Raw genomic sequence first — 14,217 nt, forward strand, 5'->3', positions numbered from 1 at the left:
TGTTCTGGTCCTGAAATCACCGGAGAGGGAACGGGATGAACTTCTGCCTGAGTGATCTCGTGCCTCCGCTTCGCTGGAGTGACGCGGCGGGGTTCTCGCAGTTGCGCGACCTGCCGGGACTGCCTGACGCCTGGTGGCGTTCGCTGCCGGTCACCCAGGTGTTCGCCGTGATCGGGCCGGAGGCGCTCGGTGAACTGCTGACGGAGCTGGCGCTGGAGCACTGGCCGGCCGCCGCCGTGGGGGACGTGCTGCCCGCGCTGCACGTCATGGACCCCGAGGAGGCCGACGAGCCGCAGGTGTCCATCGCGCTGGACCGCGTGGGCTCCTGGCACGGTCTGCTCGCGCTGACCGGCAGGGAGCTGACCGACCAGCCGTTCATCCGGCCCCGTCCGGTGCTCGCCGCGTTGTTCACCGCGGTGTTCACCCGCATGACCGCCGGCGCGAAGACACCCGCGGAGAAGGCCCCCGCGGAGAACGCGCAGGAGGAGCGGGCCCCCGCCGCGCTGCGGGCCCCGGCCCCCGCCGAGCGTGAGCCGCTGCCGGTGCGCCGTCCCGCGCTGCCGAAACGGCAGTCGCGCCAGAGCCAGGCCATCGACCCCGGCGACCCGCTCGGCCTGGCCGCCGCGCGCATGGCCGCCGCCGCGCTGGAGCAGCGGGTCTTCGGCGACGCCGTCGCCGGCACCCCCGCGACGTCCCGCCCCTCGATGTTCACTCCTCCCCCCCGTCCCGAGCGTCCCGCCAGGTACGAGCCGTCCCCGACCCCGCCGGCGCCGAACGCCGTCCCCTTCCCGCCGCAGAGCCCGGTGTCGAGCCCGGTGCCGAACGGCATGCCGGCGCCGCTCGCCGTGCCGCTCCCCGTGCCGATCCCGGCCCCGGTCCCCACCTCGGAACCGGCCCCCGTCCCGGCGCAGGGTGAGCACGACCCCGACCCCCTCGGCACCGATCGCACGCACCGGGAGCCGTCCCCCGATCCACGGGACGAGCCGGCCCCCGGCCCGCTCGGCCCCGACACCCCGCGCGCCGCCGACGAGCGGCCCGGCCAGGAGTCCGCCGGGGAGCCCGAGCGCACGCAACCCGGCGACTCCACGGACGCCGTACCGGCCGACCACCCGGCCGACCACCTGGCCGACACGTCCGACACGGCGGACGCGGCCGGCGCGGAGCCGGCCGGCGGGACCGGGGCCGACGGCGAGGAACGTGACATGGTCGCGATCATCGACGCCGCTTTCGCCGACCTGGACGACAAGACGTGGACGGTGGCGCAGAACCACGTCTTCACCGACGCTCCCGCCGCCCCCGAGGAGCTCGCCAAGCTGTTCGCCGTCCCCGCCGAGGAGATCGTGGCGCTCGAGCACGAGCTGCGCCACCGCCTCGCCGAATGGCTGGAGAGCCCGGACGCCGCCCCCTACGCGCAGTACCTGGAGAAGCTGCCCGGCACCCTCGGCGTCGCCGCACCGAGGTCGCGCCTCATCGCCGCGGCCCCCTGGCACACACGTGAGCTGCGTTCGCTCGACGTGCCGGCGTGGCAGTTCGTGCTGAGCACCCTGCCGGGCTACACCGTGCAGGAAGGCTGGCTGGTGTCGGAGGACGTCAACGACCTGCGCGAACGCACCTGCGCACTGATCTTGGACGCCGACCGTCCGCCGACGGTGGCCCGCGCGCTGGAACTGGTGACCACGCTCGGCATCCACCCCGAGGTCGCCAAGGAGTGGCTGGAGAGCGTGCCGCAGCTGCGCATCCAGAGCCCGAAACCCGTGCCGGGCCAGGAGGGTGAACGGCAGAGGCAGCAGGAGGTCGCGCACTCCGCGCCGGACGGCCGCCTGAAGGACGTGTCGATGACCCGCAGGTGCTTCAGGCACCCCGACGGCCTGTGGTGGCTACGGGTCGACGTGGCACCCGAGCAGATCAACGGCGGAGAGTGCCCGCTGCCGAGCGGCTTCGCGGCCTACCTCGGCATGGCCCCCGGCGAGAGCCGCACGGTGGGGAGCGCGGCAGGCGAGGTCACGCTGAGCTGGCAGACCCGTCCGGTCATCGAGTCGTTCGGCGGCCTCCTCACCGACATGGAGGCCACGCCGGGGGCCCATCTGTTCCTCACGGTCGCCGAGGACGACGAGGTGCTGCGCACCCGCCTGGTCCCGGCGGCGTCCGGCGACTCCGACAAGGGGGCGATGGCGCTGCGGCTCGCGGGCCACACCTCGGGGGGCACCGAGTCGCTGGAGGAGACGATCCGCGTGCTCGCCACCCGCATCGGCATGACCGGCCCGGTCGGCCTGCCGGACCTGATGAACCGGCTACGTGAACGCGGGGACCGCGATCTGCTGTCCCTGATGGTCTGACAGGAGCCCCGGTGCCCCGGCTCGCCATCGCCCCAGAGGTCCACAGCGACCTCGGCGCGCTGGCATCCCCGGCACGCGAGGAGGCGGTGGTGTCGCTGCGGCGGTTCCTGCGCGGCGCCACCTCCGCGCCGCATCCCGAGCGGGTGCGCAACACGCGTGACCCGCGCGTCGCGACGATGCGGCTGACCGACCGGCACCGCGGCGTGGTGGTGCGGCAGCGCGACGTGTACTGGATGCTGACCGTCCAGCCGGACGCCGAGGCGTGGTCGTACGCGCAGCGGCACAGGTTCGCGGTCAACGCCGCCGCCGGGATGGCGGAGATCTGGGACGCCGCGGCGCTGGAGTCGGTGGAGCCCGCGCTGCGCCGCGCCGCCGGGTCGGCGGCCCGGCGGCTGTTCGCGCACGTCTGCGACACCGACCTGCTCGGGCTCGGCATCGACACGTGGCTGCTGCCGCTGGTGCGGCTCATGGCGAGCGAGACGGCCCTCGACGCGGTGGAGCCGCTGATCCCCGAGAGCCAGTTCGCACCGTTGTCGGTGCTCGCCGCCGGCGGGTCGATCGCCGAGGCGTGGCGCGCGCTCGACGCGTGCGCGGCCGTACCGGCGGGGCCGATCGACGTGAGCGACCTCGGGGCCGCGCTCGACCGCACGCCGAGCCGCGCGGTGTTCGTCGCGGACGCCGAGGAGCTCGACCACCTGCTGGACCGGCCGCAGTGGTGCGGCTTCCCCTACGCGGTCCAGTACCGCATCGCCTACCACGACGTCCACGACGGCCCGGTGCTCGTGACCGGCGGCGCCGGCACCGGCAAGACCGTGCTCGCGCTGCACCGCGCGGCGCATCTGGCGCGCACCGGCGGCGGCCGGGTGCTCGTGGTGACGTTCTCCCAGGCCACCGCCGCCGACCTCACCGCCAAGCTGGACCTGCTCGTGGACGACACGCGGGTGCGCGACCGCATCGAGGTCGGGAACGTCGAACGTCTCGCGCACCGCGTCGTCGCCGAGGCCGAGGGCCGGCCCCCGCTGCTGGTCGGCCCCCCCGACCTCGCCTCGCTGTGGCAGGAGGCCGCCGAGCTGTACGGCACGACGCACAGCCCCGCGTTCCTGCTGCGCGAGTGGGAACAGGTGATCCTCGCGCAGAACCTGTGCACCCTGCAGGAGTACCTGTCGGCGGCCCGTCCCGGCCGCGGCGTGGACCTCGACCGCGGCGAGCGAGCCGAGGTGTGGCGTGCCATCGAGCACGTCACGGGACGGCTGCGTGAGACCGGCAGGCGCACCCTGCTGCAACTCGCGACACGCGCGAGCACGCTGCTCGGCCGCACCACCGGCGACCTGCTCGACGACGCGCCAGGCGGCGAGCCGTACCGGCACATCGTGGTCGACGAGGCGCAGGACCTGCACCCGGCGCAGTGGCGGCTGCTGCGGGCCGCCGTGCCGGCGGGCCCGGACGATCTGTTCATCGTCGGCGACCCCCATCAGCGGGTCTTCGACACCCGGGTCGCGCTCAGCAGCCTCGGGGTGAAGGCCGAGACCTACCGGCTCACCGTGTCGCGCCGCCTGCCGCGGGAGATCCTCACCTGGGCCGTGCGGCTGCGCGGCGGCGGTCCGGTGGACGGGCTGGTGGACGGCGTCACCGAGCTCGCGGGGTTCCGCGCCGGACAGGAGGGCCCGCGTCCCGTCGTCCGGGAGTACGTCTCGCCGCAGGCGGAGCTCGCCGGGCTGGTCACGCAGGTCGGGGAGTGGCTGGCCGAGGGGGTGCCGGCGAGGGCCGTGGCCGTCGCGGCCCGCTCGGCCGGCCTCGTCAGGGACGTCAAGGCGGCGCTGCGCGAAGCGGGCCTCGCGGTGCGCGCCACCCCGCTGCACGGGCTCAAGGGCCTGGAGTTCCGCCGGGTCGCACTGATCGGCGTCGCGGAAGGCGTCGTCCCCGCGCCTGGTTCCCTCACGCCGGCCGAGGAGGACCCGACCGCCAGGGCACACGATCTGCAACGGGAACGGGGGCTTCTGTACATGGCCTGCACCCGGGCCACCGAACGCCTTTACGTGTCCTATTCCGGGCGAGCAAGTCCATTTCTACCGCCCTGACCCAATACCCTGAACCCGGCGGAACCCGTCCGATGCCACCACATGCCCCATGCCGGTTTGGACCTTCATGAATCTGAGCCTTAGCGACATCGTGCCTCCCCTGCGCTGGACCCCGCCCGGCCAGGTCGAGCCGATCGCGAGCGATCCTCGTCTGCCGGACGCGTGGTGGCAGGCGCTGCCGCTCGACCGTGCGTGCCTGATCGCGGGGACCGCTCAGGTGGCCGCACGGCTGGCCGACCTCACCATGGCCTGCTGGGGACACCTGCCGCTCGGCGACATCCTGCCGCCGCTCAGGATGATCGATCCCAAGCGGTCCGCGCGGACCCCCGACGCCAGGGACACGGTGCGCACGGTCTTCACCGACGTGCTGGAACGGCTGGTCGCCTCCGGCAGCCACGAGTCGATCGCCGCGCCGGCCGCACAGGTGCGGCAGGACCGGCCGATCCCCGAGCTGATCGACGACATCTTCTCGGCGCTCGACGACCGGCAGCGGGCCATCGCCAGGGACCGGGTGTACGCCGAGCATCGCGTCACGCTGGACGACCTGGCGCAGCGGTTCTCGGTGACACGTGAACGCATCAGGCAGATCGAGCGTGACCTGCGCGACCACGTGCAGGCCCGGCTGGCGGCCCCCGAGGCCGCGCCGCTCGCCGCGCACCTGACGTGGCTGCGCGGCCGGCTCGGCACCGCCGTACCCGCCGACGACCTCGCCGCGGCCGTACCCTGGCACCGCGCGGAGCTGACGACGCTCGGCGTGCCGGCCTGGCGGTTCGTGCGCAGCCTGCTCACCGGGTACGACCAGGTGGACGGCTGGCTGGTCGCCGGTGGCGCCGACGAGCTGAAGGACAAGACGCGCCGCCTGTTCACCGACGGCCCGGTGAAGCTTCCCGAGGCGGTCGGCATGGTGGCGCGGCTCGGGGTGCGCGAGGACGTCGCCGAGCGGTGGCTGGCCTCGGTGCCGCACCTGCGTGTGCTCGAAGGCCACGTCGTGCCGTGGCCGCGCAGCGTCAACGACAAGGCCGAAGCGGTGCTCGCCGTCGCCGAGGCGCCGCTCACGCCGGAGGAGATCCAGGCGCGGATCGGCGAGGACTACAGCATCGTCGGCATACGCAACCAGCTCACCGCCGACAGCCGTTTCCTGCGGGTGGACCGCAACCGGTACGGGCTGGCGCGCTGGGGTGGCGAGGAGTACATCGGCATCCGCGAGATGATCGTGCGCGAGATCGAGCGGGCCGGCGGCGAGGTGTCGGTGAACGACGTCGTCGCCAAGCTCACCGCCAAGTACGAGGTCAGCGACAGCTCGGTGCGCGCGTACGCCGGCGGCCCCGGTTTCGAGCGCACCCAGCGCGGGTGGATCAGGGTCGCGGCGCCGGAGCAGGCCGAGCCGTACAGCCCGCGCAGGGACGTGTCGATGACGCGGCGGTCCTTCCGCAGCCGCGACGGCCGGTGGTGGCACCGGGTGGACGTCAACGGCGAGCACCTGCGCGGCTCGGGTTCCCCGCTGCCGACCGGTTTCGCCGCGCACCTCGGCATGGCGCCAGGCGGTCAGCTCACCACGTCCACCCCGTCGGGTGACGTCGTGATCAGCTGGCACAACCAGCCGACCATGGGCTCCATCCGGGCCATACTGGCCGACTACAGCGCCGGGGAAGGCGACTCGATCTTCCTGACCGTGTCGGACGGCGGCGAACTGCTCACGCGCTACCTCCCCCAGGCCGCCTCCGGCCTGCCGCCGATCAACATGGCCCTGCACCTCATCGGCTACACCGCGCCGGTGGCCTCGGAGGCCGAGGCCCTGCGCCTGATCGGCGCACGCATCGGCCTGCCGGACGGCGCGTCCCGCGAAGAGATCGTCGCTCGTCTCCGCGAACGCGGCGACCGCGACATCCTCGCCTTCATCGAGCCCGAGACCGTCTGACCGTCCACCCCCCGGCCCTGACCGTCCACCCTCTTGCGGCCTCGGGACACATCCGGCCGCACCGGCACCCGGGGTTGCCCTCCCCCGCCGTCCACAGGTCTGCGGCGGGCTCCGGACAGGTGACCCGACATGTCCTAAGCTCTTGGTCATGTTGAGGCTGTACGACACACGGACCAGGCAGGCGGAATCGATCGTTCCAGAGGGTGCGCGCGTGGTGCGCGACTACACCTGCGGGCCGACCGTCTACCGTTACGCTCACGTCGGCAACCTCCGTTCCTACCTGCTTCCCGACCTCATGCGCCGGGTGCTCGAGCGCCGCGGCGTCCGCGTCGTCGTGTGCCAGAACATCACCGACGTCGGCCACCTCGCCGACGACGACCAGATCGACGCCACCGGAGAGGACAAGATCCTCGCGCAGGCGCGCCGCGAGGGCCGCTCCGCGCTGGAGATCGCGCGCTTCTACGAAGAGGCCTTCCGCCAGGACACCTTGAAGCTCAACATCAGGCCGCCGGACCACACCCCTCGTGCCACCGAGAGCATCGACCTGATGATCGAGATGATCGCCAAGCTCATCGAGCGCGGCCACGCCTACGCCGCCTCCGACGGCTCGGTCTTCTTCGACGCCACCAGCTTCCCCACGTACGGCGAGATCTCCGGCAACCGCCTCGACGCGCTGAAGCCCGGCCACCGCATCGAGCCCGACGAGCGCAAGCGCTTCCACGCCGACTGGGCCCTGTGGAAAGGCGCCACGACCCCCGGCGAGATGACCTGGGACAGCCCCTGGGGCCTCGGCTTCCCCGGCTGGCACATCGAGTGCTCCGCCATGTCCCTGCGCTTCCTCGGTGAGCACATCGACGTCCACACCGGCGGCAAGGACCTGCGGTTCCCCCACCACGAGGACGAGCGGGCCCAGTCCAACTCGACCGTGGGTCACGATGTGGTCTCCCACTGGGTCCACGGCGAGCACATCCTGTTCGACGGCCGCAAGATGGCCAAGAGCACCGGCAACGTCGTCCTGCTGAGCGACGTCGAGGACGCCGGCCTGGACCCCCTGGCCGTCCGCCTGGCCCTCCTTGAGCACCGCTACCGCCAGCAGATGAACCTCACCTGGGACACCATCACCGCCGCCGACCGCACCCTGCGCCGCTGGCGCACCCAGGTCGCCACCTGGGCCGAGTCCCCGAGCGCCGCTCTGGACACCACCTACGCCACCCGCGTCACCGCCGCCTTCGAGGACGACCTCGACACCCCCCAAGCCCTGCGCATCCTCCGCGAGCTCGAACGCGACGAGTCCATCCCCCCCGGCTCCCGCTTCGAGACCTTCCTCCACCTCGACCACCTCTTCGGCCTCGACCTCTCCGCCGACATCGGCAAACCCCCCACCGTCCCCGTCCTCCCCGAAGGCGCCGCCGAACTCCTGGAGGCCCGCGCCAAGGCCAGGGAAGCCAAGGACTGGCCGACCTCCGACCGCCTCAGAGACGAGCTCGCCTCCCTCGGCGTCAAGGTCACCGACACCCCGGAAGGCCAGACCTGGACCTGAACGGCTAGCCGGCCGGGGACGTGGTGGACAGCAGGGTGGGGTTGGCCTCGGTGAACTTCAGAGGGGCCGGGCCGTAGCGTTCGGGGAGTTCGGCCGTGGCTCTTTCCACGTCGGTGGTGCCTATTTCCACGGCGGAGCCGTCGACCAGGGGGGCGACGGTCGTTATGGGGACGCCTTGTCTGTTCCAGTGGTCGATGTCGGCGGTGATCCGGCCGGCCAGGGCCTCCAGTTGGCGTGCGGAGTGGTCGGCGTCGTGGAGGGTCAAGGGAGCGTCGGGGAACTTGGCGGCCAGAGAGGCGTCCAGGGATGTGGAGGGGATTCGGTAGACGACGAGTTTCGCGCCGTCGAGTGCCACGCCGGCGTACTGCGCGGGGTGGGTCTGGCGGAGGTACTCGGTGACCCGGCCGGCCAGAGTGAGGAGTTGGCTCTGTGCGGGGTTCGTCGTGGCGGGGTGGGATGTGGGTGCCGTGGGGGGTTCGGGGGAGGCACCGGTGTCGCCGGAGGGTGTGCCTGGAGCGGCGCAGGCCGTCAGTGCGGTGATCAGGCAACCGATGAACGTCGCGCCGAGGACGGTGGTCGCGGAACGGATGTGACGGTTCGGATTCACGATGAACGCCTCCCGATCGTCGGCTCTCCTACTTGTGAGACGAAAAGTGCGGACGATGCGTTCACGGCGCTCCGCAGAGGTGGGAGAACCGCCGGCCAGACGCTCGGCTCGTCCAGGACTCAGGAGATCGACGGCGAACCCGACCGCTCGAACCGCGCGAAGATGCCCGCGCTGTTGGAGCCGCCTTCGGGGCTGTCGAACTGGGTCACCTTCCGCTTGTTCCGGAGGAAACCGGTGATCGACACCTTGTACTCGACATTGTCGACGTACACGATCTCGTTCTCGTGGACTTTCGGCAGCTTCACCACGTCGTTCGGGTGCGGCCCCTCGTTCGGCGTCTCGTCGTGGCGGAAACGCACGGTGAAATCGTGCTCGATTCCTTCGTCCTCGAACGCGACGTTGACCGTGAGGTACACCCAGAACTGCTCGCTCGTCGGCATCGGGATCACGCGGTTCTGGTGCGTGAACGTACCGAGCAGAAAATCGCTGCCGTCGAGTTGCGCTTCGACGACGGTGCCTTCGAAGATGTAGCCGCTCCTCTTGTCGTCCGGGACGTCACCCCATCTGATGTGCTCAGTACCGATGCCGGCGAAAAGCGACACATCGTCAAGGCCGACACGCGACCATATTCCGCTGGTGACCACTGTACCCATTAAAGAAGTGCTCCTGTCTCGCGGGCATAACCGATCGACTTCGGCAGCTGCTGCGTTCACGGCGCGCGATTCCACTATACGCGGAAAGCAGGACGACTCAACCAGATGAATCACGATTTCCGACCGGATTCCCGGAAGGAGGCAGGAACCCCAGGTTACGCGTCGTTAAATTCAGGGGAACGATCCGTGGTGTTCCGATAATTCGGCTCAGACCTTTTCCAGGCCGAATCAGCCCGTTTCCGCCTGGCCGCCGTCACTCAGCACGGCGACCGTGTTCATGGACATGTCCTACCAGCCCTGAGAAAGTTCGCGTGCGGTGTGTCCGGCCTCGCCAGGGGCCGAGGGCCGTTGTCTCCCGGCCCCCGGCCTCTCACGATCTGGTGGGCTATCCGGTGACGATGGCGATGCCGGGATAGGCGGTGGTGGCGTTGGTCCAGGGGGAGTAGTAGATGCGCCAGGTGCAGACGCGGCCGGTGGGGCGGTAGCCGGTGCAGGGGACCTGGGTGCCGAAGTCGGTGGCGGTGATGATGCCGGCGGCGAAGACCTGGTTGGTGTTGGCGGGGTTGGTGACCTCCACCGGGCCGCCGCTGTCGCCGCCGCCGGCCGCGTTGGTGAAGGCCTGCTGTTCGGCGCGTACGGTGCCGGTGATGATCCAGCCCGGGTTGATGGTGACGTTGATCGCGGTGACCTTGATGTTGCAGTTGGTGCCGGAGAAGCCGCCGGAGGTGCAGACGAACATGCCGACGAAGGAGCTCTGGGTGCCGACCACGGCGTTGCTGAACTCGGTGGCGACGCTGCCGACGGGGTTGTTGAACACGCGGCCCGCGGCGCTCGCGCCGATGAGCAGCGAGTCGCGGGTGGCGTCGTCGTGGGTGACGGGGCCGATGACCTGGCCGGTGGGGTCGACGGCGGTCTGGCCGACGTTGGCGCAGTGCGCCGACGTCCAGATCTTGCTGGCCCCCTGGTAGGTCACCGCGAAGCCGGTGGTGCAGGCGGCCGTGGGGACCCCCCAGACCGAGCCGCCCCACCACGGCGGGCTGTCGTCCCAGCGGCTCGCCACCTTGGGCCGTACCCCGTGTTCGAAGGTGACGGGGACGGACGTGCCGGTGATCGCGGTACGGGCCACGCCGGTCGCGGCGGTGGTGGCCCGCAGGCCTGAGCCGTCCTGGTTCGGCTCGACCGAGGTGATCAGGTCGCGGTTGGCGGCGATGAGGCGAGCGGCCTCACGTGCGAGTTCGCGCGCGGAGTAGCGCGCCGGCAGGACGCTGATCGCCACGTCGCGGCGCAGCACACCGATGAGGTCGCCGACCCGCTTGGGGGTGTCACCCTTCCAGTACAGGCGCAGTTCACGGTTCTCCGGCGCCAGCACGACGCCGGCGTAGCCGTCAGCCGACAGTGCGGTGATGCGGTCGGCGGCCTTGACCATCTTTTGCTGGTCGAGCAGCAGGTCCTTCCATGTGGCGTAGCCGCCAGGCACCGGGCCGGTGTGCTCGACGGCTCCGGTCGCCGGAGGTTTGACCGGGTCGGGTGCGCTCGCTGCCTGCGCCGTGCCGGTGCCGGCGGCGATCATGATGCTCATCGTCACGGCGAGATGGCGAAAGGACAGTGAACTCACGATTCTTCGGGGGGTGCTCACTGGTACCGTCCTCCTCAAGGCATTAAATAGCCACAAACTTCGCAATAGGTATAACGAACCCGGTCAGCGACCCATTTGTTGGACAAGCGGACCGGCCGGTACTCCACATTTGCTTGCCTAGGGCTACGAAAAGGGGACCGGCGCATGAGCGCCGGCCCCCTGATCGCTGAAATCAGATCACTGTGGCTTCGCCGGTCATCCGGTGATGATGGCGATGCCGGGGAACGCGGTGGTCGCGTTGCTCCACGGCGAGTAGTACATGCGCCAGGCGCAGGTACGGCCGCTGGTGACGTAACCGGTGCAGGCGACGGCCGTGCTGGTGTCGATGGCCGTGTTCACACCCGCGGCGTACACCTGGAGGGTGTTGGAGGGGTTGACGACCTCCACGGAGCCGCCGCTGTCGCCCTGGCCGACGGCGTTGGTGTGCGCCTGCTGCTCGGCCTGGACGGTGCCGGAGATGATGTAGCCGACGTTGATGTTGACGCCGACCGCGGTGACCTTGATGTTGCAGTTGGTGCCGGAGTAGGCGCCGGAGGTGCAGATGAACATGCCGACGGTCGAGCCGATGGTGCCGATCACGGGGTTGCTGAACTCCGTGGCGACGCTGCCGACCGGGTTGTTGAAGACGCGGCCGGCGGCGCTGGTGCCGATGAGCAGCACGTCACGGCCGTTGTTGTCCTGCGTGATGGAGCCGATGGTCTGGCCGGTCGGGTCCGTGGCGGTCTGACCCACGTCGCCGCAGTGCCCGGCGGAGAGCATCTTCTGCACGCCGCCGTAGGTCACGGCGAAGCCGGTCGAGCAGCCGCCGCCGGTGCTGGTGTTGCGCCACGCGCCGCCACCCCACCACGGCGGGGAGTCGTCCCAGCGGGAGGCCAGCTCGGGCTTGGCGCCGTACTCGAGGGTGACCGGCACCGACGCGCCGGCGATCGCCGAGCGGGCCGCGCCGAGCACGGCGGTGGAGGCCTTCAGGCCGGAGCCGTCCTGCAGCGGCGCGGTCGAGGTGAGCGTGGCGCTGTTGGCGCGGATGAGGCGGTCGGCCTCGCGCTCCAGCTCACGCGCGGAGTACTGCGCGGGCAGCACGCTGATCGACACGTCGCGGCGGAGCTGGCCCACCAGGTCGTTTATCGCCTTGGAAGGCTTGCCCTTCCAGTACACCCGCAGTTCACGGTTCTCCGGCGCCGCGATGATGCCGGCGTAGCCGCCGCCGTTCTTCGCGGCGGCGGTGATCCGGTCGGCGGCGGTGGTCAGCTTCTGCTGGAACAGCAGGAGGTCCTTCCAGGAGGCGAAGCCACCCGGAACGGCACCGGTGTGCTCGACGGCACCGGTGGTGCTCGGCTTGACCGGGTCCGGCGCGGTGGCGGCCTGTGCGGTGCCGACGCCGGCGACGGCGATCGCGATTCCCATGCTCACCGCGAGGTGACGGAACCGACGGCTCTTGAGAGTGCTGGGGGGGTTGTTCACCGTTGTGATCCTCCTTGGGGAATTACGGTGATTCACCCCGGTATTGCATGCGAGTCACGCCGTCCGATCAATACCTTGACCTGCTTCGTCAGAGATGATAACTGCCATTAGTTTTCATCCACATGGCCCTGTTCTGGTCAGACGCTTATCGCGGCAAAAAAACCGGATCTTTGCCGCAAGCTGGGACTCCCATTCGCGGCAGCCTGAAAATCCCGATACGGACACCGGCCGGACGCTGTCCGCATCCGGACAGCCCTGAGGCGTGCCGCCATGCCACGCGTAGATCGGAATATCCGCAGGCCAGGGGCACCGGGCCCGCCGGCCAGGGACCCATGCGGCCATCCCCAGGGACGGCCGCACAGGTGGTCAAGGGCTCCTGCGGCGGCCCGCTCAGCCGGTGAGGACGCGGGTCTCGCCGATGGCGAGGTCCCACAGATCGGCGGACGCGCGGCCCGCCGCCGTCCACGCCTCACGCGCCTCGCGGACCGGCGCCATGAGGGGTTCACCCGACAGCACGAACGTCCCCCAGTGCATCGTGGCCATCCGCCGGGCCCCCACGTCCTGACAGGCCTGTACGGCCTCGGCGGGGTCGACGTGCGTGACGTGCATGAAGGACCGCGGCTCGTACGCGCCGACCGGCATCAGGGCCAGGTCGATGCCGGGGTAGCGGTCCCCGATCTGCTTGAACCGATCACCGTACGCGGTGTCGCCGGCGAAGTAGACCCGCTGGTGCGGCGAGGTCAGCACCCAGCCACCCCACAGGCTGCGGCAGGTGTCCCGCAGGCCGCGGCGGCTCCAGTGATGGGACGGCACGAAGTCGAAGGAGACCTCGCCGATGCTCGCGCTCTCGAACCAGTCCAGCTCGGTGACGTCGGTGAAGCCACGGCGGGTGAACCAGCGTCCGAGGTTGGCCGGCACGAACATCGGAGTGTGGCGCGGCAGGCGCCTGATCGTCGGCGCGTCCAGGTGGTCGTAGTGGTTGTGGCTGATCACGACGGCGTCCACGGGAGGCAGGTCGCTCCAGGCCAGCCCCGGCGGGGTGAGCCGCTGCCGCACGCCGGGGATCTTCCTCGACCAGACGGGGTCGGTGAGCACGGTGAGCCCGCCGATGCGCAGCACGTACGTCGCGTGCCCCACCCAGGTCGCGGCGGTGTCCCGTGGCCCCACCGGCGGCAGTCCGGCCCGCATCACGGGGATCTGGTCGGCGTCACCGATGTCGGGTCGCAGGCCCCCGTGCCAGGTCACGCTCAGCACTTCGCGGAAGTCGGGAAGCGGGCACGTCAGGCGGTCCTTGAAGCCGGCGGGCCAGGTGCGTGTGCGTGGCGGAGTGGAAGGGGAGATCTCAGGGCTGACGGTCTGCGACATACGACCCCTCCTGTTCGTGCCAGGCCAGGTGCGAGTCACGCGGCGAATGAGGCGATCAGACTCTGGATCTGATAATTACCCGTGGACGGAAAACATGCGTCAACCGTCCGATGTATCCGGCATGTACTTCCTGAAGTGGAGGACTCCCCCGATCGGAGTAGGTATGCCCAGTTTTCCTACTCCAGGGTGCCTCGTCGCCATCGCGAAGGGTGCCGCGGGTAGCCCCCGTCGTCCAGGTCGGCCAGACGTTCGAACACGTTCCACGCGGCGGGATGTCCGCTCAGGGCCCACGAAAGCACCACCGCGAGCCCGTACAGCGGCAGCATCGGCAGGCCGACGCAGAAGGCGTACTGCGTGGCGTGCCGGGACTCGTGCCGCAGCAAGGCCCCGGTCAGGTGGCCCTCGGGGTAGGCGGTCAGCACGACGTTCCCCACCGTGAAGGCACCCGCGACCGGGAAGCGCAGGCGGTAACCGTGCGCGTACAGCAGGCCGTACTCGCCGCGGCGGACGGTGGCCCCGCCGACCAGCGCGATCACCACGCCGAGCGGCGTGGAGAGGTTGACGTAGTTGATCACCTGCCGAGCCCGATGCCGCCGGTGCATGTCTCGATTGTCACCCGCCGG

Annotated in this window: 10 protein-coding genes; 4 read left to right on the forward strand and 6 right to left on the reverse strand. The window is 70.7% G+C overall.

The features are described from left to right. The first annotated feature begins 35 nt into the window (after positions 1-35). From BJ992_RS28250 to cysS, 4 genes are all read left to right on the forward strand, one after another. Positions 36-2,336, forward strand: coding sequence for a hypothetical protein (locus tag BJ992_RS28250; RefSeq protein WP_184986120.1), 2,301 nt, complete (start codon positions 36-38; stop codon positions 2,334-2,336). 11 nt (positions 2,337-2,347) lie between these two features. Continuing rightward, positions 2,348-4,414, forward strand: coding sequence for a UvrD-helicase domain-containing protein (locus BJ992_RS28255; RefSeq protein WP_184986122.1), 2,067 nt, complete (start codon positions 2,348-2,350; stop codon positions 4,412-4,414). A gap of 67 nt (positions 4,415-4,481) precedes the next feature. After that, positions 4,482-6,332, forward strand: a complete 1,851-nt coding sequence (locus tag BJ992_RS28260) for a sigma factor-like helix-turn-helix DNA-binding protein (RefSeq protein ID WP_184986124.1) — start codon at positions 4,482-4,484, stop codon at positions 6,330-6,332. Between the two features lie 148 nt (positions 6,333-6,480). After that, a complete protein-coding gene (cysS, locus tag BJ992_RS28265; protein WP_184986126.1) occupies positions 6,481-7,872 on the forward strand; it encodes a cysteine--tRNA ligase in 1,392 nt (463 codons plus the stop codon). Between the two features lie 4 nt (positions 7,873-7,876). Here cysS and BJ992_RS28270 read toward each other — a convergent pair whose 3' ends face one another. The 6 genes from BJ992_RS28270 to BJ992_RS28295 all read right to left on the reverse strand — a co-directional run bounded on the left by BJ992_RS28270 (position 7,877) and on the right by BJ992_RS28295 (position 14,196). Next, positions 7,877-8,479, reverse strand: a complete 603-nt coding sequence (locus BJ992_RS28270) for a hypothetical protein (protein ID WP_184986128.1) — start codon at positions 8,477-8,479, stop codon at positions 7,877-7,879. Between the two features lie 119 nt (positions 8,480-8,598). Continuing rightward, positions 8,599-9,192 carry a choice-of-anchor K domain-containing protein gene (locus BJ992_RS28275; RefSeq protein WP_184986130.1) on the reverse strand — a complete coding sequence of 198 codons (594 nt, stop codon included), beginning with the start codon at positions 9,190-9,192 and terminating at the stop codon, positions 8,599-8,601. Between the two features lie 325 nt (positions 9,193-9,517). Next, positions 9,518-10,717, reverse strand: a complete 1,200-nt coding sequence (locus BJ992_RS28280; RefSeq protein WP_184986132.1) for a chymotrypsin family serine protease — start codon at positions 10,715-10,717, stop codon at positions 9,518-9,520. Positions 10,718-10,963: 246 nt separating this feature from the next. Beyond that, on the reverse strand, positions 10,964-12,229 hold the full coding sequence (locus BJ992_RS28285; protein ID WP_184986134.1) for a chymotrypsin family serine protease: 1,266 nt from the start codon (positions 12,227-12,229) through the stop codon (positions 10,964-10,966). 390 nt (positions 12,230-12,619) lie between these two features. Then, positions 12,620-13,594, reverse strand: coding sequence for an MBL fold metallo-hydrolase (locus tag BJ992_RS28290; RefSeq protein ID WP_184986136.1), 975 nt, complete (start codon positions 13,592-13,594; stop codon positions 12,620-12,622). Between the two features lie 176 nt (positions 13,595-13,770). Further along, the gene (locus BJ992_RS28295) at positions 13,771-14,196 is read right to left on the reverse strand and encodes a hypothetical protein (RefSeq protein ID WP_184986138.1); all 426 of its coding nucleotides are present in this window, start codon (positions 14,194-14,196) and stop codon (positions 13,771-13,773) included. Between the last annotated feature and the right edge of the window lie 21 nt (positions 14,197-14,217).

The organism is Sphaerisporangium rubeum, from assembly GCF_014207705.1.
Taxonomy (GTDB): Bacteria; Actinomycetota; Actinomycetes; order Streptosporangiales; family Streptosporangiaceae; genus Sphaerisporangium; species Sphaerisporangium rubeum.

Excerpts from the sequence above, each read along its gene's own strand:
- BJ992_RS28250 (WP_184986120.1), top strand. The coding sequence starts at position 36 with ATGAACTTCTGCCTGAGTGATCTCGTGCCTCCGCTTCGCTGGAGTGAC.
- BJ992_RS28260 (WP_184986124.1), top strand. The coding sequence starts at position 4,482 with ATGAATCTGAGCCTTAGCGACATCGTGCCTCCCCTGCGCTGGACCCCG.
- cysS (WP_184986126.1), top strand. The coding sequence starts at position 6,481 with ATGTTGAGGCTGTACGACACACGGACCAGGCAGGCGGAATCGATCGTT.
- BJ992_RS28290 (WP_184986136.1), bottom strand. The coding sequence starts at position 13,594 with ATGTCGCAGACCGTCAGCCCTGAGATCTCCCCTTCCACTCCGCCACGC.
- BJ992_RS28295 (WP_184986138.1), bottom strand. The coding sequence starts at position 14,196 with ATGCACCGGCGGCATCGGGCTCGGCAGGTGATCAACTACGTCAACCTC.